Source organism: Lysobacter sp. A289 (assembly GCF_054072675.1).
Genome location: NZ_JBSVRN010000001.1, coordinates 1,594,248 through 1,620,264, shown reverse-complemented (window position 1 = coordinate 1,620,264; position 26,017 = coordinate 1,594,248). Strand labels below are relative to the sequence as shown.

Below are 26,017 nucleotides of genomic sequence, written 5' to 3'. Positions count from 1 at the left end.
ACCCATGCGCGGACATTGCATCCTTTCCCACGGCTTCGAGAGCGGTCCGGAGGCGACCAAGGTCACCGCATTGGCGACGGTTGCCGAGCAGCTCGGCTGGTCGGTCGAGCGGCCGGACTATACCGACCTGGACGTCAGGCGCTCGGTCAGCGAGCTGGGTGATGTTCCGGGCAGGCTGCGGCGGCTGATCGACCTGGCGCGCAATGCGGCAACGCGTGGCCCCGTGGTGCTGGCCGGGTCCAGCCTGGGCGCCTATGTCTCCGGACTGGCATCGCTGCAGGTGCCGGTCGCCGGATTGTTCCTGATGGCGCCGCCGATCCGGATGGGCGAGGCCAACCCGATGGAGGCGGCCGATGTTCCCACCAGCATCATCCATGGCTGGGATGATGAGCTGATTCCTGCGGCCGAGGTGGTCAAATGGGCTGCCGCCCGACGGGCACGGCTGTTGTTGGTCGATGACAGCCATCGCCTGTCTGGTCATGTCGACGCCAGCGTCGTGGCGTTCCGTGCGCTGCTGGCCACGCTGGCACCGTCGTCATTGGCATCAGCGTCGCAGGCCGTCCGATGAAGTTCTTCGCCAGCTGCGGCAAGGGCCTGGAGTACCTGCTGGCTGACGAGATGCTGGCGCTGGGCTGCAGCCACGCCACTGCGACCATGGCGGGCGTGAACGTCCAGGGCACGGCGCTGGACGCCCAACGCGCGGTGCTGTGGTCCCGCCTGGCCAGCCGCGTGCTGTGGCCCATCGCCGAGTTTGAATGCGGCGATGAGCAAGCCCTGTATGCCGGGGTGTCGGAAATCGCATGGACGGAGCACTTGCATGACGGCGACACCATCGCGGTGGACGCGCATGTCTCGGGCACCGGCCTGACCCATGCGCGCTTCGCCGCGCAGCGGGTCAAGGACGCGGTGGTGGATGTGATGCGCGATGCCACCGGAGTGCGTCCGAGCGTCGATGTCGAGACCCCGGACCTGCGCGTGAACCTGGTGGTGCGCAAGGGTCGCGCGATTGTCTCGATTGATCTGGGCGGTGGTCCGTTGCACCGCCGTGGCTGGCGTCAGCACCAGGGTGAGGCGCCGCTGAAGGAGAACCTCGCGGCGGCGGTCTTGCTGCGCGGACACTGGCCACAGGTGTATGCCGATGGCGGCGGCTTGCTCGACCCGATGTGCGGCAGTGGCACGCTGTTGATCGAGGGCGCGCTGATGGCGGCCGACGTGGCGCCGGGGCTGTTGCGCCATGGCGGTTTCGTGCCCACGCGCTGGAAGGAGTTCGATGCGGAGCAGTGGCGCGAGCTGACCGATGACGCGCGTCGACGCGAGGCCGCCGGCCGTGCCGTGTTGCGGCCGGTGTTCTTCGGTCGCGACAACGACCCGCAGGCGATCCGCGCCGCGCAGGACAACGAGGTGCTGGCGGGGCTGGCCGGAGTGATTCGTTGGGAGGACGCGGCCATTGAAGGGCTGCGCCTTGGTTCGATTCCTTTGGTCCGGCAATCCCACGACGATGCTGCTTCGGAGCAGTCCGAACCGCCAGGCGACGTGCCGGAGCCATCGCCGAACGAAGCCGGGCCCTGGTCGCGAGCGAAGCAGAAGCCGCGCCCGCCGGGCGGCTTGGTCGTGTGCAATCCGCCCTACGACCTGCGTCTGGCGGCCGATCCGGCGCTGTACCGCGCGCTGGGCGACGCGCTCAAGCGGGCAGTGCCGGAGTGGCGCGCCAGCCTGTTGTGCGGCGATGCCGAACTTGCCCATGCCACCGGCCTGCGGGCGCTGAAGAAGTACCAGCTGTTCAATGGCGCGATTGAATGCACCTTGATCACAGTGGATCCGGTTGCCCCGCCGCAGCGCGAGCAAAAGCCCGGCGAGCCGGCGCCGGCGCTGAGTGATGGCGCCCAGATGGTGGCCAACCGGCTGCGCAAGAACCTGCGCAAGCTCAAGGCCTGGCGCCAGCGCGAAGGCGTTACCTGCTTCCGTGCCTACGACGCCGACCTGCCCGAGTATTCCGCCGCGATCGACGTGTACCAGACCGATGAAGCCACGCCGCGCACCTTCTTGCACGTGCAGGAATACGCCGCGCCGGACGACATCCCCGAGCCGGTGCAGCGGCGCCGCTTGAACGAGTTGCTGGCTGCGGCGCGTGAGGTGTTCGCGGTCTCACACGAACAGGTCGCGCTGAAGACCCGAAGTCGGGGCAAGGGCGGCTCCAAGTACGGCCGGTTCGACCAACGGGGCGAGTTCATCAGCGTGCGGGAAGGTGATGCCCGGCTGCGGGTGAACCTGTTCGATTATCTCGACACTGGATTGTTCCTGGATCATCGGCCGCTGCGCCGCCGGATCGGGGAAGAGGCAGAAGACACGCGCTTCCTGAATCTGTTTGGCTATACCGGCGCGGCCACCATCCAGGCCGCCGTCGGGCGCGCCCGGCAGACGACCACCGTTGACCTGTCACCGACCTATCTGCAGTGGTGCGCGGACAACCTTGCCGAGAACGGTTTTGGCGGGACCCGGCACCGGCTCGTGCAGGCCGACGCGGTGTCATGGCTGGAGACGGAGCAGGCCGAGTACGACCTGATCTTCTGCGACCCGCCGACGTTCTCGAACTCCAAGCGTGCCGATGATTTCGATATCCAGGTTAGCCACATTCGCCTGCTGCGGGCGGCGGTGGGTCGTTTGTCGCGTGACGGTGTCTTGTATTTTTCCAACAATTTCCGCCGCTTCAAGCTGGACGAGGCGGCCGTGGCCGAGTTCGCGACGTGTGAGGAGATCAGCGCCGAAACAATTCCGCCCGACTTCGCCCGCCACGCACGCATCCATCGCTGCTGGAAGTTGTCGCGGGGATAAGTAGGAGGCCTGCGGCGGCGGCGGTGCATCAGGCGTACCCGCGCTATTTCTATGTGAACATCAGCAAGAGTTTCTGAGTCTGCAAGGGGATTGGAACGTGAAGTATTTGAACCTGTGGCGGGTCGCATCGCTCGTCACTGTCGTGGCCATTGGCTTGTCCGGCCCGGCTGCGGCACGTGACAAGGGTGAGACCATCGCGATTACCCACGCGACTGTCTTCGATGGCAGTGGTGCGGCTCCCTATCCGGCCACCGTCCTGATCCGCGACCAGCGGATCGTCGGCGTGGATCCAGGCCTGAAGGTGCCCAAGGGGGCAGTGGTGGTGGATGCCGCCGGCAAGACATTGATGCCGGGCCTGTTCGACCTGCACACGCACTGGACACCCAATTCCAGTCCCTCGTCCAGCGCCGTGTTGTCCGGCGTATATCTGGCGGCAGGCGTGACCACGGTCAACGACTTCCACCAGGCACCGGAGTCCTATGCACCTCGCCGGGATTGGTTGGCAACCATGGTTGCCCCGCACGTCAATTTTGCCGCGCGCATGAGCACGCCGCTTGGTCATGGCGCCGACTGGGCCGATCCCGCCACCACGCGCTGGGTCAACTCGCCCGAGGCGGCACGCAACGCGGTGCGTGCGCTGCTGCCGTATCGCCCGAACCTGATCAAGGTCTTCACCGACGGCTGGCGCTACGGCCACATGCCGGACAACACCAGCATGGATCCGTGGACCCTGGCCGCGCTGGTTGAGGAGGCGCATGCCAACGGGCTCAAGGTCGCTACCCATACCGTCACCGTCGCGCGCGCCGGATTTGCAGGCGATGCAAAGGTCGACCTGATCGCGCACAGCATCCAGGACCGCGTGTTGGATGCCGATACCATTGCCAGGTTCAAGGCAGGCGGCACCTATTACGCTCCGACCCTGACGGTGTACGAGCCGATCAGGATGGGGCAAAGCGCGCCCGTTGATCCTCAGGATCCGAAGCTGCTCAGTCGCCAGCGCAACTTCATCACCGCGATGGAAAACGTACGCCTGCTGCACGAGGCTGGTGTACCCATCGCACTGGGTACCGATGCCGGCATGCCCGGCACGCCACACGGCGCAGCCACCCTGCGCGAGCTTGAATTGCTGGTGCAGGCCGGCCTGACCCCGGCCGAGGCGTTGCTGGCCGGAACCGCCACCAGCGCTGCCGCCATGGGGCTGCAGGACGACCGTGGCCGGATTGCCAAGGGCCAGCGCGCCGATTTGTTGCTGGTCGATGGCAAGCCGTGGCAGGACATCGCAGACATAAAGCGGCTCAGCCGTGTCTGGCTGGATGGCCAGTTGGTGCATGGTCCTGGCGTGAACCTGCCGGCGAGCAACTCGCGCCGCTACCCGGAGCCGACAGCGATCGGGTCGCTGGTGGACGACTTCGAGCGCGCCGACCAGCGCACGGCGCTGGACACGCTGCGCACCGATGACAACGACGGTGGCAACGACCGCACGTGGCAGCTGACGCGGGTGGTGCCACGCGCGGATGGCGGCCACGCGTTGCGGACGATGGCGCGCATGTCCAGCAAGGAGCGCGCGTATGCCTCCGTAGTGGTGCCGCTGAGCCGTGGGTCGGTGCGCCCGGTGGACCTGCGCGACTTCCGTGGGGTGCGTTTCGACATTCGCGGCGAAGACGGCAGCCACGCGCTGATGGTGAAAGGCCTGGAAGGCGGACGCTGGAAAGCCGATATTCCCGTGCAGCCCCAATGGCAGAAGGTCACAGTCGATTTCAGCCAGCTCCAGTACGCGCCCTATCGCGTGGTTGAGGGCGAATCGAGGCCATGGGCGGGCGACGATGTCACCGACCTGCAGTTCATCGTCAACGGGGAAGGTGCCCGCATGCCGTGGTTCGAACTGGACAATGTGCAGTTCTATTGAGCACCCGTCGCTGGCGACTGGTCCGGGCTTGGGCGGGGTCGCGTTGACGGTGCTGTCGGTTGCCTGTCAGGGGTTGCCGACCACTTCCGTCCGGTCATTGCCAAGCCAGCGGTAGATCACGCCACCGAGCAGGCCGCCAAGCAATGGCGCCAGCCAGAACAGCCAGAGCTGGCTGATCGCACCAGAACCGGCGAACAGGGCCACGCCGGTCGAGCGTGCCGGGTTCACCGAGGTATTGGTGACTGGAATACTGATCAGGTGGATCAACGTCAGCGCCAGGCCAATCGCGATGCCAGCGAAGCCCACAGGCGCGCGGCCATGGGTCGCTCCCATGATCACGATCAGGAAAAATGCGGTGAGTACCACCTCACACAGGAAGGCTGCGGCAACGGAGTAGCCACCGGGGGACAGCGCGCCGTAGCCATTGCTGGCGAATGTCCCGGCCGCGCTCGGGTCGATGCTGAAGCCGCTGGCACCGCTGGCGATCTGCAGCAGTATCCAGCCGGCCGCGATTGCGCCCACCACCTGTGCCACGACGTAGGGCACCACGTCCTTGATCGGGAATCGGTCGCCGGCCCACAGACCCAGCGTGACGGCCGGGTTGAAATGGCCACCCGACACGTGGCCGAATGCATACACCCCGGTAAGCACGGTCAAGCCGAACGCCAGCGCCACCCCGAGATAGCCGATGCCGAACTGGTAGCCGTCGGCACCGACCACATGCGCCGCCAGTACCGCGCTGCCACACCCACCAAGAACCAGCCAGAACGTGCCGAGTAATTCGGCGGCGAGTCGTCGCGTCATCATGCTTCCCTCAGGTATTTAACATGCCGGCCGCGATCTGAAGCCCGTGGTCGAACCGCTATTGCTCCGCGGCGATGGTGTCGATTGGCCTGGATGAGAAGTCCAGGCCACGCGCCAGCTGGAACATCTTGTCGAGCTGCTCGCCGGGCCCGGCCTGCAACCATATGTGAGCGGTGCGGCCGTCATTGAGTTCGACCAGGGTCTCGCGCGCCTCGACGTCGGGTTGGCCGACCAGTTCGGCGCGATACCAGCGGATCTCCTGGCCGTTGATGACATCGGCCTCCTCGCGGTTGCCACGCTTGGGATCGAACGCGGCTTCGTTGGAAATGTACATTCCGAACGCTTCGGAACCGTCGCTGCGCAATGCACGGCAGAAGTCCGACTCGCCCATGCCGCGATGCTCCCAGGTCAGGTCCGTATCACCCGGCAACTGTGGGCATGACCCCGGATCCTGCGCTTGCGCCGCGCCGGCGGCAAAAAGTAGCAAAGACAAGCAAAACATGCGCCTGGCCATTTGGTATCCCCCCTGATCTTGCGGCGATGTGCCGCAATTGATGCCACAGCCCGGTATTCATGGGCTGGCAGTCCGACCCTAAAGCAGAAGCGAGGCGTTGACAAACCTTTTGCTTGAGTGCATGAACGCCTGGCCGCAGCGTGGGCGGGAATTGGTCACGGGCGCAGTGCAATCAGCAAACCGCGTGCGCTGGCGAGCCGGGCACCGGCATCGGGCAGGTCCAGGGTCAGCCGCAGCTTGTCCGGGCCGTCCATGCGGTACAGCTTCGATTGCCCCTGAATCAGCTTGATGATCGCCATCGGGTCGACATTGGGCTTGTCGACGAACTGTATGCGGCCACCCTTCTCACCAATGTCCAGCTTGCTGATGCCCAGCTCGGTGGCCTGCAGCTTCAGCGCGGCGATCGCAAACAGATGCTTGGTCGGGGTGGGCAACAAGCCGAAACGGTCGATCATCTCGACCTGCAATTCACGTAGTTGCTCGTCGTCCCGGGCACCGGAGATACGCTTGTACAGCGTCAGGCGGGTGTGCACGTCGGGCAGGTAGTCGTCCGGGATCAGGGCCGGGACGTGCAGTTCCACGTCGGCGCCACGGTCGTGCGTGCCATCGATGTCGGGCAGCTTGCCCTGGCGGATGCTGCGCACCGCGCGCTCCAGCAATTCGGTGTATAGACTGAAACCGATCTCGGCCATCTGCCCGCTCTGGTCCTCGCCCAGCAGCTCGCCGGCGCCGCGGATCTCCAGGTCGTGGGTGGCCAGGGTGAAGCCGGCGCCCAGCTCGTCCATCGCCGCGATCGCGTCCAGCCGTTTCTTCGCATCGGCGCTGATCGAGCGTTGGTCGGGAACCACCAGGTAGGCATAGGCGCGGTGATGGGAACGCCCGACCCGGCCGCGCAGCTGATGCAACTGCGCCAGACCGAACTTGTCGGCGCGGTTCATGATGATGGTGTTGGCATTGGGGATGTCGATGCCGGACTCGATGATCGTCGTGCACAGCAACACGTTGAAGCGCTGCTTGTGGAAGTCGAGCATCACCCGCTCCAGCTCACGCTCGGGCATCTGGCCATGGGCAATCCCGATGCGTGCCTCGGGCACCAGCGCCTCGAGCTCGCGCTGCATGCGGCCGATGCTTTCCACATCGTTGTGCAGGAAGTAGACCTGCCCGCCGCGCGAGATCTCGCGCTGGAACGCCTCGCGCAACTGGCTGTCGTCCCACGGCACCACGAAGGTCTGCACCGCCATCCGGTGTGCCGGCGCAGTGGCGATGATGGACAGGTCGCGCAGTCCGGCCATCGCCATGTTGAGCGTGCGTGGGATCGGGGTGGCGGTCAGGGTCAGCAGGTGGACGTTGGCGCGCATCGCCTTCAACGCCTCCTTCTGGCGCACGCCGAAGCGCTGCTCCTCATCGACGATCACCAGCCCCAGATCCTTGAAGTGCACGTCCTTCTGCAGCAGCCGATGGGTGCCGATGACGACGTCGATCGTTCCGTCGGCAGCCTTCTCCAGTTCGGCCTTGATCTGCTTGGTCGACTTGAACCGCGAAAGCACCTCGACCTTCAGCGGCCAGTCGGCGAAGCGGTCGCGCATGGTGTTGTAGTGCTGCTCGGCCAGTAGGGTGGTCGGCACCAGGACTGCGACCTGCTTGCCCGCAGCCGCGGCGGCGAACGCGGCGCGCACCGCGACCTCGGTCTTGCCGAAGCCCACGTCGCCGCAGACCACCCGATCCATCGGCTGACTGGATTGCAGGTCGCGCAGCACCGCCTCGATCGCCGCATGCTGGTCGGGGGTTTCCTCGAACGGGAACGCGGCCGCGAATGGCTCGTACATCGCCCGGTCCAGATCGATCGCCAGTCCTGCGCGTGCCTGACGCCTGGCCTGGATCTCCAGCAACTCGGCAGCGACATCGCGGACTTTTTCCTGCGCCTTCTTCTTCGCCTTGCTCCACTGCTCGCCACCCAGCGAGTGCAGCGGCGCGGTCTCCACCGACGCGCCGGAATACCGGTTGATCAGGTGCAACTGGCCGACCGGCACGTACAGGCGGTCGCCCTTGGCGTACTCGATTTCCAGGTATTCGTTCTTCTCGCCGCCGGCCTCCAGCGTGACCAGACCGCGATAACGACCGACACCGTGGTCCTCGTGGACGATCGGCGCGCCCTCGGACAGTTCGCCCAGGTCGCGGACGATCGCTTCCGGTTCGCGCCCGGCGCGCTTGCGCCGGCGTGGCTGGCTGGCGCGTTCGGGAAACAGCTGGCGCTCGGTGAGAACCGCCAGCGCGGGCTCGGTCAGGGCGAAGCCGTCGTCCAGTGGCGCGACCGCGATGGCGAAACGCGACAGGTCGGTTTGTTCCGCCAGTGGCAGCAGCCCGGCGAAGCTGGGCCAGTCCGGCAGCACGTCCGGCTGCAGTTCGGCCGCTTGCAGGATCTCCAGCAGCGCCTCGCGTCGTCCGGGTGAATCCGCCGCGACCAGCACCCGTCCCGGATAACTGCCCAGAAACGATTTCAACTCGCCGGCCGGAATCTGGTCGCGTGCGGCAATCGGCAACGCGGGCGCCGGTTGACTGGCCAGTGCCTGTGCGCGCTCGCGTTGCGGATGGCCTTCGCCGCAGACCTCGATGCGCACACCCTGATTGAGGCGTTCGCGCAGCGCGTCCGGCGACAGGTACAAGGCGTCCGGCGCAAGTAGCGGGCGTTCCAGGTCGTGGCGACGCTGCTCGTAGCGCTCACCGGTGTGGCGCCAGAACACCTCGGCGGCCTCGGCAGCACCCTCACCGAGCAGCGGCAGGGTGTTCTCGGCGAGATAATCGAACAGCGTCGCGGTCTGCTCGAAGAACAGCGGCAGGTAGTACTCGATGCCCGACGGCGCGGTCCCGGCTTTCAGGTCCTGGTAGAGCGCGCTGCGCCGCGTGTCCAGGTCGAAACGCTCGCGCAATGCGTCCAGTGCGTGCTTCAGCGATGCCTCGTCCAGTGGCAGCTCGCGGCCCGGCAACAGATGCACCGCGTCGATCTTGTCGAACGAGCGCTGGGTCTCCGGATCGAAGCCGCGGATGGTGTCGATCTCGTCGTCCAGCAGCTCGACCCGGAATGGCTGGTTCGCGCCCATCGGATAAACGTCCAGCAGGCCGCCGCGCACGGCGAAATCGCCCGGGTCGAGCACTTGCGGCACGTGCCGGTAGCCGGCCGATTCCAGTCGACGCTTTTCCGCCTCCAGGTCAAGCCGTTGGCCGACTTGCACATCGAAGCTGCCACCGACCACATGGCGTAGCGGCGCAAGGCGTTGCAGCAAAGTCTGAACCGGCACCACCACGATGCCGCGCTGCAGTTTCGGCAGCCGGTTCAACGTCGCCAAACGTTGGCTGACGATTTCCGGGTGCGGACTGAAGTGGTCGTAGGGCAGCGTTTCCCAGTCGGGAAAATGCAGTACCGGAAGCGGCGGTGGTGCCTTGCCAGTGGCCGCGTCACCGCGCGGATCCGAAGCGGGAATCCCCAACAGCGTGCGCAGGTCCGATTCCAGCTGTAGCGCGGCGTGATTGTCGCGCGCGACAACCAGCAGCGGACCGTCGTGAGCCGTTGCGGCGCAGGCGATGTGGAAGGCGAGGGCCGAGGGCGAGACCGGCGCGCGCCACCAAGCGCGCTGCTGGCCTGCCTTGGGCAGCGGCGGGGCAGGAAATATGGGGAAGGGCATCAGGTGCAGGATTTTAGCCGATCACGCCGTTGCCGGGCATAACCCCGGGGCGATGACCGACGACACGCGCTCAATCGTTGCCAGTCAACCCTTGGCGACCGGCTTGAGATCCAACATCACCCGCACCAGACCGTCTTGCTGGGATTCGCGGGTAAATCCAAGTGACTGGGCCAACGACAGCATCGGCAGGTTGTGTTCGAAGACATCGCCGTAGATTCGCTCCAACTGCTTGCTCCGGGCCCACTTCACCAGTCGGGTCATCAGGTACCGCCCCAGGCCCATGCCGGCGATATAGTGGCTGACGAGTATTGCGAATTCCGCGTCACGGCCGTTGGGGTCAATGAATATCCGTGCCACGGCGCCGACCAACGCCTCCCCGGGCGGCAGTGGCTCGGCGGCTACCAGGGCGAATTCTGTCTTGGGGTTCAACCGGGTGAAGCGCTCGATCGTCTCTGCTGACATCCCCCGTACCGAATGCAGGAACCGCTGCCGCACCTCTTCGGGCTGCAACAACGAAAAGCCCGCGCGCAAAGGCTCCGCGTCCTCTGGGCGGATTGGGCGGATCAGCAGTTCACGTCCGTTGGGCAGGCGTTGCCGCTCGTGCCACGGAGGAAGTCTTTCTCGGGAGCTCATGCGGAGGATATTGCCATAGTCGGTGTAAACATTTGCTTCACCCGGAAATCACGTCAACCCTACGTTTGCCGGTTCGTTCAGGCCTGTTGATCACGGATATCGCCATCGCCAATGCTAGAATTCCGCCGCTATTCATTGAGGATCGAACCATGGCTGGTGGCGGTGATTCAACCCGGGCGATCTACTTCGCGCTGGGTGCCAACTTCCTGATCGCGGTTGCCAAGGGCTTGGCCGCATTCTTTACCGGCTCCAGCGCGATGTTGGCCGAGACCGTCCACTCGCTGGCTGACTGCGGCAACCAGGGCCTGTTGCTGCTGGGCCTGAAGCAGGCCAAACAGCCGCCGTCGCCCGAATATCCGCTGGGTTACGGCCGGGCGATTTATTTCTGGTCGTTCCTGGTCGCGGTGATGCTGTTCACCGTTGGCGGGATGTTCTCGTTGTACGAGGGCATCCACAAACTGCAGGCGCCCGTTGACCCGGGTGGCAGCAGCCTGTGGTGGGCGGTCGGCGTATTGACTTTCGGCATCATTGTCGAGGGCATCTCGATGAGGGCCTGCCTGCATGAGGTCAACAAGTCGCGTGGCCAGCGCAGCCTCTGGCGCTGGTTCCGCGAGAGCCGCCAGGCTGAGCTGGTGGTGATCTTTGGGGAGGACCTGGCAGCGTTGCTGGGGCTGATGTTCGCGCTGGTCGCCGTCGTCGCCACCATGGTGACCGGCAATCCGATGTGGGACGCAATCGGCACGATCGGCATTGGTGCGTTGTTGATCATCGTGGCGGTCTTCGTGGCCATCGAGATCAAGGCAATGCTGATCGGACAAAGCGTAGACCCGGAACGCGAGCGTCAGATCCGGCAATTTCTGGACGGCCGCCCCGAGCTCACCCGGGTGATCAGCTTGATCACGATGCAACTGGGCAACCAGGTGATGGTGTCGGTGCAGGCGCAGATGCGTGAGAGCGGCAGCGTCAACAACCTGGTGGCCGAGATCAACACGGTGGAGGTGGCGATGAAGCAGGCCTTCCCCGAGGTGCGCTGGAGCTTCTTCGAGCCGGACGTGCGTACCGGCGCTTGAGGGCGCGTCCCCGGGCACCCGACCCGGGCGCCGGGCCAGGCGCATCCGGCCCCGGCCCCGTGGCGATGGCTAACTGGCCTGCTTCAGCCATTGCACCCGCGATGATGAGCCGGCCTCGCCCAGTACCTGCTGCAGCAAGGGCATCACGGTGGCCAGGGTCTGATCCAGTTGCCACGGTGGGTTGAGCAGCAGCATCCCGCTGCCGTTCATTCGCAGCGGGGAATCGTCCGGGTGCACCATCAGCTCGGCCAGTAGCGACGACTTCACCGGCAGCGCGGCGGCGCGGCGGAAGAACTGGTTCAGCGAGCGGCGCAGCTTGACCGGATACCACACCGCGTAGCTGGCATGCGGCCAGCGCACCAGCGCCTCGCGTACCGCGCCGATGATGTGGTCGAACTCCTGCAGTTGGGCCTCGTAGGGCGGGTCGATCAGCACCAGTCCGCGGTTGAAACGCACCTCCCCGAACTTCGGCGGCAGCAGGGCTTTCATGGCTTCGTAACCGTCGCGTGCATGCACCGCGACGCGTGGGTCGGCGGCGAAATTGGCCTTCAATTGCGCGGCTTCCTCGGGCAGCAACTCGCAGGCCGCGATCCGGTCGCCCTCGCGCAGCGCGTGCGCCAGCAGCCACGGCGAGCCGGGATAGCTGGCATTGCCGTGTTCGCTGCGACAGGCCTTCACGGCGGCCAGGTAGCGGGTGATGACCGGGTGCCGCGGCGCTTCGGCGAGCAGCCGGCCGATGCCGCCCTCGGCCTCGCCGGTGCGCTGGGCGGAGTTGCTGTCGAGCGCGTACAGGCCGCGCCCGGCATGGGTGTCGAGCGCAAACAGCGGTGCCGGCTTGGAGGTCAGCGCGTCGCACAGCGCCAATATGGTGACGTGCTTGAAGACGTCGGCATGGTTGCCGGCGTGGAAGGCGTGGCGATAGTTCATCGCGACAGGATATCCCGGCGGCGGGGTGCGCGGCTGGCTTATCCTGTCGTGGCCGGCTCTTGCCGCCATCCCCGATCCCGCCCATGCCCCGCATCCTCCTGGTTGAAGACGAGACCGCGATTGCCGAGACGCTGCAATATGCCTTGCGCGCCGAAGGTTTCGAGTCCGTGCTATGCCTGACCGGTGGCGAGGCGCTGCGGCTGGTGGCCGGGCAGACCTTCGATCTGGCCGTACTCGACATCGGCCTGCCCGACATCAGCGGTTTCGCGTTATGCCGCGAGCTGCGCCGCAACAGCTCGATGCCGGTGATCTTCCTGACCGCGCAGGGTGCCGAAGCCGACCGCATCCTCGGGCTGGAGATCGGTGCCGACGATTACGTGACCAAGCCGTTCTCACCCCGCGAGCTGGTGGCGCGGGTGAGGGCAGTGCTGCGGCGTGGCCAGACATCGACGTCCGCCGTGCCCGCGGCGGAGGCCTTCAACCACGACGCGGTAGGAAAGTGCATCCGGTTCCGCGGACACATGCTGGACTTGACCCGTTACGAGTACGGGCTGCTGGCTGCGTTGTTGCAGCGGCCCGGGGCGATCCTGTCGCGGGCACAGTTGATGGATCGGGTCTGGGGCGATGCGCTGGAAAGCGGCGACCGCACGGTCGACACCCACATCAAGACGCTGCGGGCAAAGTTGCGCGAGGTGGATCCGTCGGCCGATCCGATCCGCACCCATCGCGGGCTGGGTTACTCGCTGGAGGTCGCGTGACTGGGGTTAGAGCTTGGGCCAGAGCGGCGCAATGAGGCGAATGTCTTGAACATCGGGTTGCGGATTTTCCTCGGCTATTTCCTGATCGTCGCCCTGACCGGGCTGCTGGTGGTGCAGGTGTTCGTCCAGCAGGTCAAGCCCGGGGTGCGCCAGGCGATGGAGGACACGCTGGTGGATACCGCCAATGTCCTGGCCGAACTGGCGACCGACGACCTGCAGGCCGGGCATATCGCCGATGGGGCGTTCGCCCGGCGCGTGCGGGCGGTGGCCAAACGCGACTTCGGCGCCAGCATCTGGGGTTTCGACAAGCACCACGGTAGCTACCGGGTCTACGTCACCGACGCGCGGGGCGTGGTCGTGTTCGACAGCAGCGGCACGGCGCTGGGAGCGGACTACTCACGCTGGAATGATGTGCGCCGGACGCTGGACGGGCACTACGGTGCGCGCTCCAGTCGGAGTGATCCGGCCGATGAAAACTCCACGGTGATGCATGTCGCCGCCCCGATTCGCGACGCGGACGGCACCCTCATCGGCGTGCTGACCGTGGCCAAACCCAACAGCACCTTGATGCCGTTCATCGAGCGCGGGCAGGCTGTGGTGTTGGGGTGGGGCGCGGTGCTGCTGGGCGCAGCCCTGTTGATCGGCCTGACGGCCGCCGGGTGGTTGTCGCGCCAGCTTGCCGGGCTGCGGCGTTATGCCCATGCGGTCACCGCAGGCGAGCGCGCGATTCCTCCACGCGCAGCGGGCGAGTTCGGCGAACTGGGTGCCGCGCTGGAAACCATGCGCGTCCGGCTCGAGGGCAAGCAGTATGTCGAGCACTACGTGCACAGCCTGACCCACGAAATGAAGGGGCCGCTGGCGGCGATCCTGGGCAGCGCGGAACTGCTGGAGGCGCCGATGCCCGATGTCGACCGCGCGCGCTTTGCCGCCAGTATCCGGACCCAGGCCGACCGCTTGGCGCAGATGATCGACAAGCTGCTCGCCTTGGCCGAAGTGGAGCATCGGCAGCGGATCGAGCAACCCGAGCCGGTCGACATGGCACGACTGGCCGCTGATGTCGCCGGGCTTTGCGCGTCACGCCTGCTTCGCGCGGCCGTCGAGTTGCGGCTGGAGACGGCCGCGGCGACGGTCAGCGGCGATGCGTTCCTGCTTCGTCAGGCGCTGGTCAACCTGGTCGACAACGCGGTGGATTTCGCCCCGGTCGGCAGCGTGGTCGAGCTGCGTTTGCGGAGCGAGGGCGCCGAGGTCGTCGTCGAGGTCGCCGATCGCGGTTCGGGCGTTCCCGACTATGCAGCGCAACGGGTGTTCGAGCGGTTCTATTCGCTGCCGCGCCCGGCAGGCGGCAGTCGCAGCAGTGGGCTGGGGTTGTGCTTCGTAGCGGAAGTCGCGGCCTTGCACGGCGGACGGGTCACCCTCGGCAATCGCGCGGGCGGTGGTGCGCTGGCAACACTGGTGCTGCCGGCGACCGGGTAACGCTTCACCTTCGCTTCACCGTGGCCCCATCGTCCGCACATGCGCGCCATCGATGCTGCCGTTGGTTGCCACGACGGGAGTGCGAAATGCGACTTTGGATGAAGATGGTGTTGGTGCTGGGGATGACCCTGGCGATCCTGGTGCCGTTGACGATGGTGCGCGGGGTGGTCCACGAGCGACAGGAGTACCGGCGCCAGGCGGTGGTTGACATCGCCCGCAGTTACGCCGGCCAGCAGTGGTTCGCGGGGCCGGTGCTGGTGGTGCCGTATCGGCAGTTGGTTGAGGTCGAGGAGCCCGATGCGAACGGCGTGGTGCGAAGGGTGCGCCGGATGCAGGAGAGCCAGTGGACGTTTTTTCCCAGCACGTTGGTTGTCGACGGAGACCTCAAGCCGGGCATCCGCCGACGCGGGCTGCATGAGGTCCGGGTGTACGAGTGGCATGGGAGCGCGCAGGCTTCGTTCGATCTGGAGATCCCGGCTGATCCCGGCCCGGAGCAGGCGCGCCGGATCGGCCAGCCCTACCTGGGTTACGCGATCGGCGATGTGCGCGGGCTGGTAGGTACCCCGGTGCTGAAGGTCGATGGCCGCAGTGTGAGTCTGGAGCAGGGCCGGGGCTATCGTCGCGGCGAGGGCCTGCATGTGCGGCTGGGGGTGCCGGCATCGGGTGAGACTCGCACCGTGAGCACCCGCCTGGACTTCGTGCTGGCCGGCACCGAACGTCTGGCGCTGGTCCCGCTGGGTCATCAGAACCGGTTCTCGCTGGGTTCGAGCTGGCCGCATCCGAGTTTCGAAGGCAGCTCGCCCCGCACCCGGACCATCGACGGCCGTGGCTTCCAGGCGGAGTGGGATATTCCCGGCCTGGCCAGCAACGCGCAGCGAAGCTTCCTGGAAGGTATGGCGGCCGACCGGGCGCGGGCCGGCGCCAGCGGCGCGGAGGATGGATCTGCCGGAGTGGAAAGTGTCGGCGTGTCGCTGGTCGACCCGGTCGATGTATACGCCAAGACCGATCGCGCGACCAAGTACGGCCTGCTGTTCGTACTGCTGACCTTCATCGGGTTCTTCATTTTCGAGCTGACCCGGCAGTTGCCGATCCACCCGATCCAGTACGGCCTGGTCGGGCTCGCGCTGGCGATGTTCTTCCTGCTGCTGCTCAGCCTGAGCGAGCACTTCAAGTTCGGCTGGTCCTACCTGGCCGCCGGGGTCGCCTGTATCGGCCTGATCACGTTCTATCTCAGCGCGGTCCTGCGAAGCGTGCGGCGGGCGCTGGGCTTCGCCGTGATGCTGGCCACCCTGTATGCCGCGCTCTATGGATTGCTGGTGTCGGAAGACAACGCGCTGGTGCTGGGATCGGGCTTGCTGTTCGTAGTCCTGGCCGCGCTGATGACGATCACCCGCAAGGTGGACTGGTACCAGTTGGCCGGCCGTCCGTTGGCGCGTCCGCGGCGGTCCGGGCCGAGCTTGGGCGAGGGCTGATCCTCGTGACCGCCGGCGCCCCAGGGGAGGCGCCGGCGGTTTCCGGACGGATGACCCGGATGGCCTTCCCCGCATTGGATTGCCGTTTACACGACCGTAAGCTGCGCACGTACTGTCACTGATGGGCGCGCATCCCCTAGACCAAAAGAGGCCGCTGAGCATGATGTCCGGCATGACCCCGCTCACCGAATCCGCATCTCGCCATACAGACCACCCGACGCTGAGGGCACTGGTCGTGCACAGCGTAGTCGGCGCGGCGATCCGACCGTTCCTTGGCGATATCGCGCAGTTGCGGGCCACGGTGCTCTGCGACTGGCCGAACCTGTATGACGGCGATGTCGCCAGCCAGGCCCGGCACCTGCAGGTCTACCTGGACTCCTGGCGCAGCATTGCGATCCTGGTGTCCGATGGTGCCCGGTTGGTGGGCGTGTCGATCGGTTTGCCGTTGGGCGATGCGCGCGAATCGTTGCGCCACGTGTTCGCTCCGGCAGGGCGCGAGGTCGGCCGGGCCTTCCATTTTGGCGGATCGGTGTTGCTGCCGGCGTATCGCGGACGCGGCCTGGGCCATCGTTTCTTCGATGAGCGCGAGTCGCATGCGCGCGCACTGGGCGGCTTTGAGACGACGACGTTCCGCACGGTCGAGCGCGCCGTCGACGATCCGCGCCGGCCTCCGTTTGGCCGCAGTCTGGAACCGTTCTGGCACAAGCGCGGCTACCGTCGGTGCGAGGGTCTGCCGCAAAACCTCGCGACCTGGTCGCGTCCGCTGGAACGCAACTTCTAGCTACGGGTGGCGAATCTGCATCAACGCGATCGCGATCGCCACGCCCTGCATGACTTCAGGCCAGCAGGGATATCCGCGGCACCCACAGCGCCACTCCGGCCAGGCCACTGCCGATCACGATGGCAGCCAGCACGTCGCTGGGGTAGTGGAGGCCCAGTACCACCCGGGAAGCCGCGACGGCAGCGGTGAACGGCGCCAAAACCCACGCCAGCACCGGGTAATGCGCGATTGCGACCAGGCTGAAGGCGACCGCATGCAAGGTGTGTCCGGACGGGAAACTGAACTCGTCCAACGGCGCAACCCACGCCTGGATCCGCTGGTCGCTGGCAAACGGCCGTGGACGGCGGGTCCATCGCTTGAGCAGTTTGTACAGGCCCAGTGCGACCAGCCCGGTCACCGCCAGGTGGATCGATGCGGCCAGTCCGTCGATGCCGTCGACGAGGATCATCATCGTCATCAGCAGGTACCAGAACATCCCGTCGCCAAGCCGGCTGACTGCGGCGAATGTGGCCCGCGAAATGCCACCACTACCCAGCTGGTTGAGCTTCAGGCACCAGCCTGACTCATCGGCGACCAGACGTTGATGCCAGCGCAATCGACTCATCCTTCCTCCTCGCGACCAGGTCGCGCAGCAATGCATCGAAATCCCGTGCGACCTGTTGCGGTTGCAAGCTCATGACGGCCTCGCGCCCGCGTCGGGCCATGTCGGCGCGCTGTTGGGCATCGCCGCCGATGTTCACGGCCGCGGCAATGAACCCCGCGTCGTCGCCATCGTCGATCGCTGCGCCGTGCACGCCGTCTCGCAGATGCTCACGGGCGGCGCCGTAATTGAATGCGACCGGTGGCACGCCACTGGCCATGGCTTCCAGGGTGACGTTGCCGAAGGTTTCGCTGTGGCTCGGGAACAGGAACAGGTCGCCACTGGCAAAGTGGCGGGCGAGTTCCTTGCCGCGCTGTACGCCACAGAAGATGAAGTCGGGATGCTCGCGCTCCAGGCGGCTCCGCTCCGGTCCGTCCCCGACCCAGACGAAGCGCGCGCGTGGGTGGGCTTCCTGCAAGCGCCGGTACGCCCGTATGGCCAGGTCGAGGTTCTTTTCCGGGGCAATCCGGCCGACATGGATGGCGACCGGGTCGTCCGGGCCAGCGCCCCATTGCGCGCGCAGCGTCGGGTCGCGGCTGTCGGGGGTGAAGCGGTTGCAATCGACCGCCCTCGGCAGGCGCCGCACCTGCCGGAAGCCTTGTGATCGCAGGAGGCCGGCCAGCTCGTGGGTGGGCACCAGGGTGGCGTCGGCGCGGTTGTGGAAGTGGCGCATCCAGCGCAATGCGGCGCTGCCGAGCCAGGCGAACCCGTAGTCGCGCATGTAATGGTCGAAGCGGGTATGCAGGCCGGTTGCGGCGGGGATTCCCAGTTGCCGCGCCGCGCGTAGCGCCGACCAGCCCAATGGCCCTTCGGTGGCGATATAGATGGCGTCCGGTGGCATTGCGCGCCAGTGCCTGATCAACGCACGGGTCGCCGGCAGGCCGATCTGCAAGCCGGAGTAGCGCGGTAGCGGCACGCCACGGATCAACAGTTCGTGGTCTGCCGACTGGCGGTCTCCGGTCTGTCGCGGCCGTACCAGGCCGACCTCGTGACCCAGTTCGCGCAGTCCGTGCTCCAGGTCCCGCACGGTCAAGGCGACGCCGTTGACCTCCGGTGGATAGGTCTCGGTGACGATCGCGTAGCGCATCGGAGGCCTCCGCCTGAGTGCGCCCAGCGTGCCGCGGTGAGGTGAACCGACGATGGCAAAAATATGACGATGATGTGACATCAGCGGGTGACGCATCGACGTGTTTGCCGGACATTAATGGGCGATTCGATAGGCTGTGCCGATCCCTGTTTCCGGTAAACCCCCTTGCGCCGACGCGAACTGCTGATCGCGGGTCTCACGCTGCCCCTTGTCGCCTTGCCAGGCGTGGGGAAGCCGTCGCCGTTGCGAGCCCTTGCCGGCGACGTTCCGGTGCAAGACCCATTGGCGCCTTCCTTCACCCCGGACACCGTGCCGGGGCTGGCCCGCGCGCTTGCCGCGCAACCTTTCCAGCCCGCTGCCGGGAAGTTGCCGGACTCGCTGCGCAGTATCGGTTATGACCAGTACCGGGAGATCCGCTTCGATCCCAGGCAGGCGTTATGGCGCGGACAGGGAAGGTCGTTCCAGGCGGAATTCTTCCATCGTGCGTTCCTGTTCGGGCAGCGGGTGGACATCCACCAGGTGGCCGATGGCATGGCCACACCGATCGTCTACCAGCCGGGAATGTTCAGCTTCGGCTCGGCGCCGGCAACTGTCGAAACGGATCTCGGTTTTGCCGGCTTCCGCCTGCATGCGCCGATCAACACCCCCGACTATTTCGACGAGGTCTGCGCCTTCCTTGGTGCGAGCTATTTCCGTGCGGTCGCCCAGGGACAGCGGTATGGATTGTCCGCGCGCGGGCTGGCGTTGCGCACCGGCGATCCGGCCGGCGAGGAGTTCCCGGTCTTCAAGGCGTTCTGGATCGAGCGCCCCGAGCCTGGCGCAGGGCAGATCGTGGTGCATGCGCTGATGGACAGCCCCAGTGTCGCGGGTGCTTTTGCCTTTGTGATCCATCCCGGCCAGGAGACCGTATTCGACGTCAGTGCGCGCCTGTACCCGCGCGTGGCGCTTTCCCTAGCAGGCATTGCACCGCTGACCAGCATGTTCCAGTTCGACGCCAGTGATCGGGTCGGTATCGATGACTACCGCAGTGCGGTGCATGACTCCGGCGGGCTGGCATTGGATACCGCCAGCGGTGAGCAACTGTGGCGACCGTTGTGCAATCCCGTGGCGCTGCAGGAAAGCACCTTTGACGATGACAGCCCGCGCGGCTTCGGGCTGATGCAGCGCAAGCGCAGATTTTCAGACTACGGCGACAGTGAAGCCCAGTACGAACGTCGCCCGAGCCTGTGGGTGGAGCCGGTGGGTGACTGGGGCAGGGGCAGCGTGCACCTGTTCGAGCTGCCCACCGCGGACGAGTACCACGACAACATCGTCGCGTTCTGGCGCCCGTCGCAACCGCTGGCGGCAGGCCGCGAGCATCGCTTCGACTATCGCCTGCACTGGTGCGACCGACGCGGCGACCAGACAGCGCTGGCAAAGACCGAGCGCACTCGGATCGGGGCCGCCCCGAAGGGCGCCCGACAGGTCGTGATCGACCTGGCCGGAGGCGGGTTGGCGAGCCTGAACGAATCCGCCTTGCCGCGAGCCGAAGTACACGTCAGTCACGGCCAGGTCACTAACATTGTCGCCCATGCCAGCCCCGAGACGGGCGGCTGGCGCTTGGCGTTCGAGCTGCACCCCGGTGACGAGCCGTTGGTGGAGTTGCGCGCCCGGTTGCTGTCCCAGGACGGCAACCCCCTTTCGGAAACATGGATTTACCGATGGACCCGATCATGATGAACACATCTTCCCTTGCCGACGCCCACCAGGCGCGGCCACTGTTGCCAGCCGAAGCGCCATTGCCGATGCCGGTGCAATCGTTCCAGGAGGCCGAGCCGGCCGCCGCCACGTTGCCCGGCAGCCCCTCCGGGATCGTCTGGCGCCGTGCATGGATACTTGGTGGCACCGCCGGACTGACCCTGTTGGCGACCTACCAGCTGTGGTGGGCCTTGCGTGGCGGCGGACTGGGTGCGCTGGAAGGGCTGACCCTGGTCCTGTTCGCTTGCCTGTTCGTCTGGGTTGCGCAGAGTTTCATGAGCGCCCTGTCCGGCTTTGCATTGATCGTCAATGATTACCGTCGCCGCGGCGGGCTGGGCTTGATTGATGCCGGGCCACTGCCCGCGCTGACCACGCGCACCGCGCTGTTGATGCCGACCTACAACGAGGATCCGGAGCGGTTGATGGCCGGGCTGGAGGCAATCTGCGAATCGGTGATTGCCACCGGCCGTGCGGCTTCGTTTGATTTTTTTGTACTCAGTGACACCACCCGCAGCGAGCTCCAGCAGCGGGAGTTGGCAGCGTTCCAGGCATTGCGGGGTCGCCTGGGCGGACAGGTGAACCTGTTTTACCGACATCGTCCCGACAACCTGGAGCGCAAGGCCGGCAACATCGCCGAGTGGGTCAAGCGTTTTGGCGCCGCGTACCCGCACATGCTGATCCTCGATGCCGACAGCCTGATGACCGGCAAGGCGGTGGTCAGGCTGGCGATGGCAATGGAGCGCAACCCCGGGGTCGGGTTGATCCAGACCCTGCCGGTGGTGGTCAACGGCAGTACCGTGTTTGCGCGCATGCAGCAGTTCGCCGGCCGCGTGTACGGCCCGGTGCTGGCGCGTGGCAATGCCTGGTGGCATGGCACCGAGGGCAACTACTGGGGCCACAATGCGATCATCCGTACCGCGGCATTTGCCGTCGATGCCGGCCTGCCTAAGCTGGAGGGCGGGCGCCCGTTTGGCGGCAGTATCCTCAGCCATGACTTCGTGGAGGCGGCTTTGTTGCGCCGCGGCGGTTGGTCGGTGCACCTGATCCCGGGCCTGGGCGGCAGCTATGAAGAAGGCCCGCCCTCACTGACCGACATGCTGGTGCGCGACCGCCGTTGGTGCCAAGGCAACCTGCAGCACGCAGGTGTGTTGCCTGCACGTGGATTGCACTGGGTCAGTCGCTGGCACCTGCTGACCGGCATCGGGCATTACATCACCGCGCCCTTGTGGGGGATGCTGATGCTCATCGGCCTGGTGATGACCATGGCGAATTCGGGCTTGCGCCTGCATGAGCTGGTGCTCCCCGGTCTGGCATCGTCCGCGAACTGGGCGGGGCCAGGCGATGGTGAGCGCTTCTTGTGGGTCTTCGTGCTGACCATGTCGTTGTTGCTGGGCCCCAAATTATTGGGCTTCCTGCTGACCTTGGTCGACCCGTGGGCGCGTCGCAGCTGTGGCGGAGCCTTGCGGTTGACGCTGGGGGTGCTGGTGGAAACGGTGCTGACCACGTTGATGGCGCCGGTGACGATGTGCCTGCAGTCGCGCGGTGTGGCCGAGGTGTTGATGGGGCGTGATTCCGGTTGGGAAAGCCAGCGCCGTGACGATGGCACGTTGTCGCGAACCGAGTTGCTGCAACGCTACGGTGGGGTGACGGCCTGCGGGCTGGTGGGCGCGGTATGGAGCTATGCGGTCTCACCCTCTTTGATGTTGTGGATGTCGCCGGTGCTGCTTGGGCTGGTGGTTTCGATGCCGCTGGTCGCGTTGACCGCAGCGCCGATACCGGGCCGCCGCTTGCGGCACCTCGGACTGTTCCTGACTCCCGAGGAGGTCGTGCCGCCGCCGGTGCTTGCCCGTGCGCAGGCGCTGCGCGGATCGCTGGTCCGGTGCGCGGACCTTCCCGGTCTGGCGCCGGCGGAGACGACGTCGGAATTGGAGCCGCACCCGGTGTAGGGCGCGTGGGCGCTGCACGCGTGCCTAGGTTGCTTCGACGCTCAGGGTGATGCCCAGCGCGGCGATGTCGTCAGGCTCGCCATCCAGGTCCGCGCGCAGCAACGGACGTGCCTGCAGCCAGCGTTGGGCAAAGGTCAGGGTCAGGCAATCCGCGCTGGCATGAGCGTTGAGTTGCGGAATCGGGTCGGCCTCATGCGCGCGGTGGATCAGCACAGCCAGCCGAAGCAACGCCGAGGTGTGGCGAACGGCAGGCAGCAGGCGGTCGGGCAGGGCGTCGAACACGTGCTTGGGGATCTTGCGCCGCTGGGTGCGTACCAGCGCCGCCAGGAACTGCTGCTGCTGCCGCGAAAAACCGGCGATGTCGGTGTACTCGACCACATACGCGCTGTGCACGTGGTACTGGCTGTGGGCGATCGTCAGCCCCAGCTCATGCAGGCGCGCCGCCCGGACCAGCATCAGCCGGTCGTCGACGTCCAATTCCCAGACCTCCGCGAGTTGATCGAACAACCGCAGCGCGGTGGCCTCCACGCGCGCGGCCTGGGCGGTGTCGATCCCGTAGCGCACCATCAGGGCAGCCACCGAGGCGTCGCGCGGATCATCCGCGCCGCCGCGACCGATCATGTCGTGCAACACGCCCTCGCGCAGCGCGGCCTTGCTGGTCGCCAGCCGCTGCAAGCCGAGCGCATCAAAAGCCGCTTCCAGTACCAGGACGCCCCCGGCAATCACCTCGCGGCGCTCGCTGGACAGCCCGGGTAGCTTGATCGCCCCGATGCTGCCGGCCTGCAGCAAGCGGTCGCGCACCTGGGGCAGGGCATCGACGAGGATGGCGCCCTTGCTCAATTTCATTGCGGCGCAGATCTCTCCGATGGCCTTGTTGGTCCCGGAAGTGCCGATCGCATCATCCCAGCCCACGGCGCGGTAGGTGGAGGCGAACTGCTGGAACTCGGCGGTGACCTCGATCAACGCCTCACGCCAGCGTTTGCCGGTGAGCTTTCCGTCGCCGAAATAGCGCCGCGTGGTGGCAACACAGCCCAACTGCAGGCTCTCGCGTTCGATCGCCTCGAAGCCGCTGCCGATGATGCATTCGGTGGAGCCGCCACCGATGTCGAGCACCAGTCGCAACTGGCCTGGCTTGGAAGGTTGCGCGTGGGCGACACCCAGGTAGATCAGTCGGGCTTCCTCGCGGCCGGCGACCACCTCGATCCCGTGGCCCAGTGCGCTCTCTGCCGGCATCAGGAACGCCTGCGGGACGGCAAGGCGGCGCACGGTATTGGTCGCGATCGCCCGTACGCGTTGCGGCGGGATGTCGCGGATGCGCTGGCCAAAACGCGACAGGCACGCGTAGGCACGTTGGCGGACCTCGGCCGATAGCGCGCCGCGGCCATCCAGGCCTTCGGCCAGCCGTACGCTCTCGCGCAGGCGGTCGACGACCCGCAGCTGTCCCAGAAGATACTGGGCAACCACCATGTGGAAGCTGTTGGAGCCCAGGTCGATCGCGGCCAGCAGGTCGCCATCGCGTAACGGCATGGCCGCGGTCGGGAAGATGTCCGGCATGTCGCGATGATCCCTGGTCAGCACAACTTGGCCAACAGGCAAGCCTGGGCCGAGTGGGGTGGTTGATGATCGAGCCGCGGCACCCGCGCGTAGTCACCATCGGACTGCAACGACCAGGCGTTGAGGTTGTCGTCCAGGTAGTTGTTCAGGGTTTCATCGAACACCCGCTCGGCCAGACCCGGGTCGAGGATCGGAAAGCAGGTCTCGACCCGCCGCAGCAAGTTGCGCTCCAGCCAGTCGGCGCTGGCGCAGAACAGTTCTGGCTGGCCATCATTGCCGAACCAGTAGACCCGGCCATGCTCCAGGAATCGCCCGACGATGGAACGCACCCGGATGTTCTCGCTGACGCCCGGCACACCCGGGCGCAGGGTGCAGGCGCCGCGCACGATGAGGTCGATCTGCACGCCCGCCTGCGATGCGCGATACAGCGCGCGTATCACCCGCGGCTCATTGAGTGCGTTCATCCGGGCGATGATCCGGCCGGGCTTGCCCGCCCGCGCATTCGCGGTTTCGCGATCGATCCGCTGCAGTACCCCGGCATGCAGGGTGAAAGGCGATTGCAACAGGCGCTTGAGGGTCATCGACGGCGCCAGTCCGGACAGCTGCTGGAAGATCAGGTGGACATCGTTGCCGATCTCGGGGTGGGCGGTGATCAGGCCGATGTCGGTGTAGAGCCTGGCCGTTCCGGCGTGGTAGTTGCCGGTGCCCAGGTGCACGTAACGACGCAGCTTCCGGCCTTCGCGCCGGACCACCAGCAGCATCTTGGCGTGGGTCTTGTAACCGACCACGCCGTAGACGACCTGTACCCCGGCTTCTTGCAGGCGGTCGGCGAAACCCAGGTTGGCCTCTTCGTCAAAACGTGCACGCAACTCGACCACGGCGGTGACGTCCTTGCCGTTGCGGGCAGCCTGGATCAGCGCCTCCACGATCGAGGAATCCTTGCCCGAGCGGTACAGGGTCTGCTTGATCGCCAGTACTGCCGGATCCTCGGCCGCCTGGCGCAGCATGTCCAGCACCGGCGTGAACGCATCGAAGGGGTGGTGCAGCAGCACGTCATTTTTGGCCAAGGTGGCAAAAATGCGATCGCTGCCCGGTAGCTGACGCGGCTGGAATGGCGGGAATTTCAGGTCGGGGCGCTCGACCAGGTCGTACACCTGGATCACCCGGTTGAGGTTGACCGGGCCTTTTATCCGGTAGACCGCATTGGCGGGCAGGTCGAACTTGTCCAGCAGGTTGCGCACGATCGGGGCCGGACATTGCTCGGCGATCTCCAACCGCACCGCGCGCAGGTAGCCACGGCCAACCAGCTCGTCGCGCAGGGCCAGGGCGATGTTGTCCACCTCCTCCTCGTCGACCAACAGCTCGGAATTGCGGGTGACCCGGAACTGGTATGCGCCCTTGATCTCCATTCCCGGGAACAACTCGCCAACGAAGCTCGACAGCACCGCCGACAGGAACACGAAGTCATTCGGCCCGCCGCTGATCTTTTGCGGAACCTGGATGATTCGTGGCAGCGAGCGCGGCGCACGCACGATCGCCAGGTCGCCTTTGCGGCCGAATGCATCCTGGCCACTCAACACCACCACGATATTGAGCGACTTGTTGAGGATTTTCGGGAACGGGTGTGCCGGATCCAGCCCCAGCGGCGACAGTACCGGCATGACTTCATTGCGGAAGTACGCGCGCAGCCAGCGGGTTTGACGGGCATTCCAACTGCCGCGGGCAAGAACCCGTACGCCAGCGGCATCGAGCTGCGGTCGCAACACCGTGTTCCAGCAATCGTACTGGGCGTCGACCAGTTCGGCGGCACGGTCATGGATGCGCGCCAGCACCGCGTTTGGCGACAGGCCATCGGGGCCGGCGACCAGTCCCAGGTCCTGTGCGTGCTGCAAGGTGCCGGCACGGATCTCGAAGAACTCGTCCAGGTTGGTGCAACTGATGCACAGGTATTTGAGGCGCTCCAACAAGGGCACCTGTGAATCCTGCGCCTGTGCGAGCACGCGGAAGTTGAAGTCCAGTTGGGACAATTCGCGATTGAAGTACAGCGACGGGTCCCGAAGCGGGTCGTTGCGGGCCACGTCGGTATACAGGCCGACATCGAGTGGCGCGTGCTCGGGTGCGACCTGGTCCAGCGGGATGTGCGTGGGCGGTGTGGGCTCGCCTTTCCGGTCTTCCGGCGCCGGGTTGGCCGGCAAGAGGTCAT

At 66.2% G+C, this 26,017-nt stretch carries 19 protein-coding genes; 10 read left to right on the top strand and 9 right to left on the bottom strand.

What is annotated here, in order from left to right:
* Nucleotides 1-4: 4 nt before the first annotated feature.
* From ACW5DN_RS07410 to ACW5DN_RS07400, 3 genes are all read left to right on the top strand, one after another.
* Nucleotides 5-568, top strand: a complete 564-nt coding sequence (locus tag ACW5DN_RS07410; protein WP_456962073.1) for a hypothetical protein — start codon at nucleotides 5-7, stop codon at nucleotides 566-568.
* Nucleotides 565-2,832 (top strand): bifunctional 23S rRNA (guanine(2069)-N(7))-methyltransferase RlmK/23S rRNA (guanine(2445)-N(2))-methyltransferase RlmL, encoded by a 2,268-nt coding sequence (gene rlmKL, locus ACW5DN_RS07405; protein WP_456962072.1) that lies wholly within the window; start codon nucleotides 565-567, stop codon nucleotides 2,830-2,832. The genes ACW5DN_RS07410 and rlmKL overlap by 4 nt, the downstream gene beginning before the upstream one ends.
* A gap of 97 nt (nucleotides 2,833-2,929) precedes the next feature.
* Nucleotides 2,930-4,738: an amidohydrolase family protein gene (locus tag ACW5DN_RS07400; RefSeq protein ID WP_456962071.1), complete on the top strand. Its 1,809-nt coding sequence runs from the start codon at nucleotides 2,930-2,932 to the stop codon at nucleotides 4,736-4,738.
* Between the two features lie 66 nt (nucleotides 4,739-4,804).
* Here the strand turns inward: ACW5DN_RS07400 and aqpZ are convergent, their stop codons facing one another.
* The 4 genes from aqpZ to ACW5DN_RS07380 form a co-directional block, all read right to left on the bottom strand.
* Nucleotides 4,805-5,542 carry an aquaporin Z gene (gene aqpZ, locus ACW5DN_RS07395; protein ID WP_456962070.1) on the bottom strand — a complete coding sequence of 246 codons (738 nt, stop codon included), beginning with the start codon at nucleotides 5,540-5,542 and terminating at the stop codon, nucleotides 4,805-4,807.
* A 58-nt stretch (nucleotides 5,543-5,600) separates the two neighbouring features.
* Nucleotides 5,601-6,035: a hypothetical protein gene (locus tag ACW5DN_RS07390; protein WP_456962069.1), complete on the bottom strand. Its 435-nt coding sequence runs from the start codon at nucleotides 6,033-6,035 to the stop codon at nucleotides 5,601-5,603.
* A gap of 176 nt (nucleotides 6,036-6,211) precedes the next feature.
* A complete protein-coding gene (gene mfd / locus ACW5DN_RS07385) occupies nucleotides 6,212-9,736 on the bottom strand; it encodes a transcription-repair coupling factor (RefSeq protein WP_456962068.1) in 3,525 nt (1,174 codons plus the stop codon).
* Nucleotides 9,737-9,820: 84 nt separating this feature from the next.
* Nucleotides 9,821-10,369 (bottom strand): GNAT family N-acetyltransferase, encoded by a 549-nt coding sequence (locus tag ACW5DN_RS07380; protein ID WP_456962067.1) that lies wholly within the window; start codon nucleotides 10,367-10,369, stop codon nucleotides 9,821-9,823.
* Between the two features lie 149 nt (nucleotides 10,370-10,518).
* On the opposite strand from ACW5DN_RS07380, the gene ACW5DN_RS07375 reads away from it, so the two are divergent.
* Nucleotides 10,519-11,439 carry a cation diffusion facilitator family transporter gene (locus tag ACW5DN_RS07375; RefSeq protein WP_456962066.1) on the top strand — a complete coding sequence of 307 codons (921 nt, stop codon included), beginning with the start codon at nucleotides 10,519-10,521 and terminating at the stop codon, nucleotides 11,437-11,439.
* 69 nt (nucleotides 11,440-11,508) lie between these two features.
* On the opposite strand, the gene ACW5DN_RS07370 is transcribed toward ACW5DN_RS07375, so the two are convergent.
* Nucleotides 11,509-12,366, bottom strand: coding sequence for a 23S rRNA (adenine(2030)-N(6))-methyltransferase RlmJ (locus tag ACW5DN_RS07370; RefSeq protein WP_456962065.1), 858 nt, complete (start codon nucleotides 12,364-12,366; stop codon nucleotides 11,509-11,511).
* Nucleotides 12,367-12,449: 83 nt separating this feature from the next.
* On the opposite strand from ACW5DN_RS07370, the gene creB reads away from it, so the two are divergent.
* From creB to ACW5DN_RS07350, 4 genes are all read left to right on the top strand, one after another.
* Nucleotides 12,450-13,124, top strand: a complete 675-nt coding sequence (gene creB, locus ACW5DN_RS07365; RefSeq protein WP_456962064.1) for a two-component system response regulator CreB — start codon at nucleotides 12,450-12,452, stop codon at nucleotides 13,122-13,124.
* A 45-nt stretch (nucleotides 13,125-13,169) separates the two neighbouring features.
* Entirely contained in the window at nucleotides 13,170-14,597 is a 1,428-nt protein-coding gene (gene creC / locus ACW5DN_RS07360; protein WP_456962063.1) for a two-component system sensor histidine kinase CreC, read from the top strand.
* A gap of 86 nt (nucleotides 14,598-14,683) precedes the next feature.
* Nucleotides 14,684-16,069, top strand: a complete 1,386-nt coding sequence (gene creD / locus ACW5DN_RS07355; protein ID WP_456962062.1) for a cell envelope integrity protein CreD — start codon at nucleotides 14,684-14,686, stop codon at nucleotides 16,067-16,069.
* Between the two features lie 172 nt (nucleotides 16,070-16,241).
* A complete protein-coding gene (locus tag ACW5DN_RS07350) occupies nucleotides 16,242-16,850 on the top strand; it encodes a GNAT family N-acetyltransferase (protein ID WP_456962061.1) in 609 nt (202 codons plus the stop codon).
* 55 nt (nucleotides 16,851-16,905) lie between these two features.
* Here ACW5DN_RS07350 and ACW5DN_RS07345 read toward each other — a convergent pair whose 3' ends face one another.
* Nucleotides 16,906-17,454 carry a phosphatase PAP2 family protein gene (locus ACW5DN_RS07345; protein ID WP_456962060.1) on the bottom strand — a complete coding sequence of 183 codons (549 nt, stop codon included), beginning with the start codon at nucleotides 17,452-17,454 and terminating at the stop codon, nucleotides 16,906-16,908.
* Nucleotides 17,414-18,577 carry a glycosyltransferase family 4 protein gene (locus ACW5DN_RS07340; RefSeq protein WP_456962059.1) on the bottom strand — a complete coding sequence of 388 codons (1,164 nt, stop codon included), beginning with the start codon at nucleotides 18,575-18,577 and terminating at the stop codon, nucleotides 17,414-17,416. The genes ACW5DN_RS07345 and ACW5DN_RS07340 overlap by 41 nt, the downstream gene beginning before the upstream one ends.
* 165 nt (nucleotides 18,578-18,742) lie before the next feature.
* Between ACW5DN_RS07340 and ACW5DN_RS07335 the strand changes: the two genes are divergently transcribed.
* Together ACW5DN_RS07335 and mdoH are read left to right on the top strand one after the other, a co-directional pair.
* Entirely contained in the window at nucleotides 18,743-20,293 is a 1,551-nt protein-coding gene (locus ACW5DN_RS07335) for a glucan biosynthesis protein (RefSeq protein ID WP_456962058.1), read from the top strand.
* Nucleotides 20,290-22,260 (top strand): glucans biosynthesis glucosyltransferase MdoH, encoded by a 1,971-nt coding sequence (mdoH, locus tag ACW5DN_RS07330; protein ID WP_456962057.1) that lies wholly within the window; start codon nucleotides 20,290-20,292, stop codon nucleotides 22,258-22,260. Before ACW5DN_RS07335 ends, mdoH begins: the two co-directional genes overlap by 4 nt.
* A 24-nt stretch (nucleotides 22,261-22,284) precedes the next feature.
* On the opposite strand, the gene ACW5DN_RS07325 is transcribed toward mdoH, so the two are convergent.
* Both ACW5DN_RS07325 and ppk1 read right to left on the bottom strand, forming a co-directional pair.
* Nucleotides 22,285-23,814 (bottom strand): Ppx/GppA phosphatase family protein, encoded by a 1,530-nt coding sequence (locus tag ACW5DN_RS07325; RefSeq protein ID WP_456962056.1) that lies wholly within the window; start codon nucleotides 23,812-23,814, stop codon nucleotides 22,285-22,287.
* A 17-nt stretch (nucleotides 23,815-23,831) separates the two neighbouring features.
* Nucleotides 23,832-25,952 (bottom strand): polyphosphate kinase 1, encoded by a 2,121-nt coding sequence (gene ppk1 / locus ACW5DN_RS07320; RefSeq protein ID WP_456962989.1) that lies wholly within the window; start codon nucleotides 25,950-25,952, stop codon nucleotides 23,832-23,834.
* Between the last annotated feature and the right edge of the window lie 65 nt (nucleotides 25,953-26,017).

Coding starts and splice junctions, on each gene's coding strand:
- ACW5DN_RS07370 (WP_456962065.1), bottom strand. CDS start 12,366: ATGAACTATCGCCACGCCTTCCACGCCGGCAACCATGCCGACGTCTTC.
- creD (WP_456962062.1), top strand. CDS start 14,684: ATGCGACTTTGGATGAAGATGGTGTTGGTGCTGGGGATGACCCTGGCG.
- creB (WP_456962064.1), top strand. CDS start 12,450: ATGCCCCGCATCCTCCTGGTTGAAGACGAGACCGCGATTGCCGAGACG.
- ACW5DN_RS07350 (WP_456962061.1), top strand. CDS start 16,242: ATGACCCCGCTCACCGAATCCGCATCTCGCCATACAGACCACCCGACG.
- aqpZ (WP_456962070.1), bottom strand. CDS start 5,542: ATGACGCGACGACTCGCCGCCGAATTACTCGGCACGTTCTGGCTGGTT.
- ACW5DN_RS07340 (WP_456962059.1), bottom strand. CDS start 18,577: ATGCGCTACGCGATCGTCACCGAGACCTATCCACCGGAGGTCAACGGC.
- mdoH (WP_456962057.1), top strand. CDS start 20,290: ATGATGAACACATCTTCCCTTGCCGACGCCCACCAGGCGCGGCCACTG.
- ACW5DN_RS07375 (WP_456962066.1), top strand. CDS start 10,519: ATGGCTGGTGGCGGTGATTCAACCCGGGCGATCTACTTCGCGCTGGGT.
- rlmKL (WP_456962072.1), top strand. CDS start 565: ATGAAGTTCTTCGCCAGCTGCGGCAAGGGCCTGGAGTACCTGCTGGCT.
- ACW5DN_RS07410 (WP_456962073.1), top strand. CDS start 5: ATGCGCGGACATTGCATCCTTTCCCACGGCTTCGAGAGCGGTCCGGAG.
- ACW5DN_RS07380 (WP_456962067.1), bottom strand. CDS start 10,369: ATGAGCTCCCGAGAAAGACTTCCTCCGTGGCACGAGCGGCAACGCCTG.
- ACW5DN_RS07325 (WP_456962056.1), bottom strand. CDS start 23,814: ATGCCGGACATCTTCCCGACCGCGGCCATGCCGTTACGCGATGGCGAC.
- ACW5DN_RS07345 (WP_456962060.1), bottom strand. CDS start 17,454: ATGAGTCGATTGCGCTGGCATCAACGTCTGGTCGCCGATGAGTCAGGC.
- mfd (WP_456962068.1), bottom strand. CDS start 9,736: ATGCCCTTCCCCATATTTCCTGCCCCGCCGCTGCCCAAGGCAGGCCAG.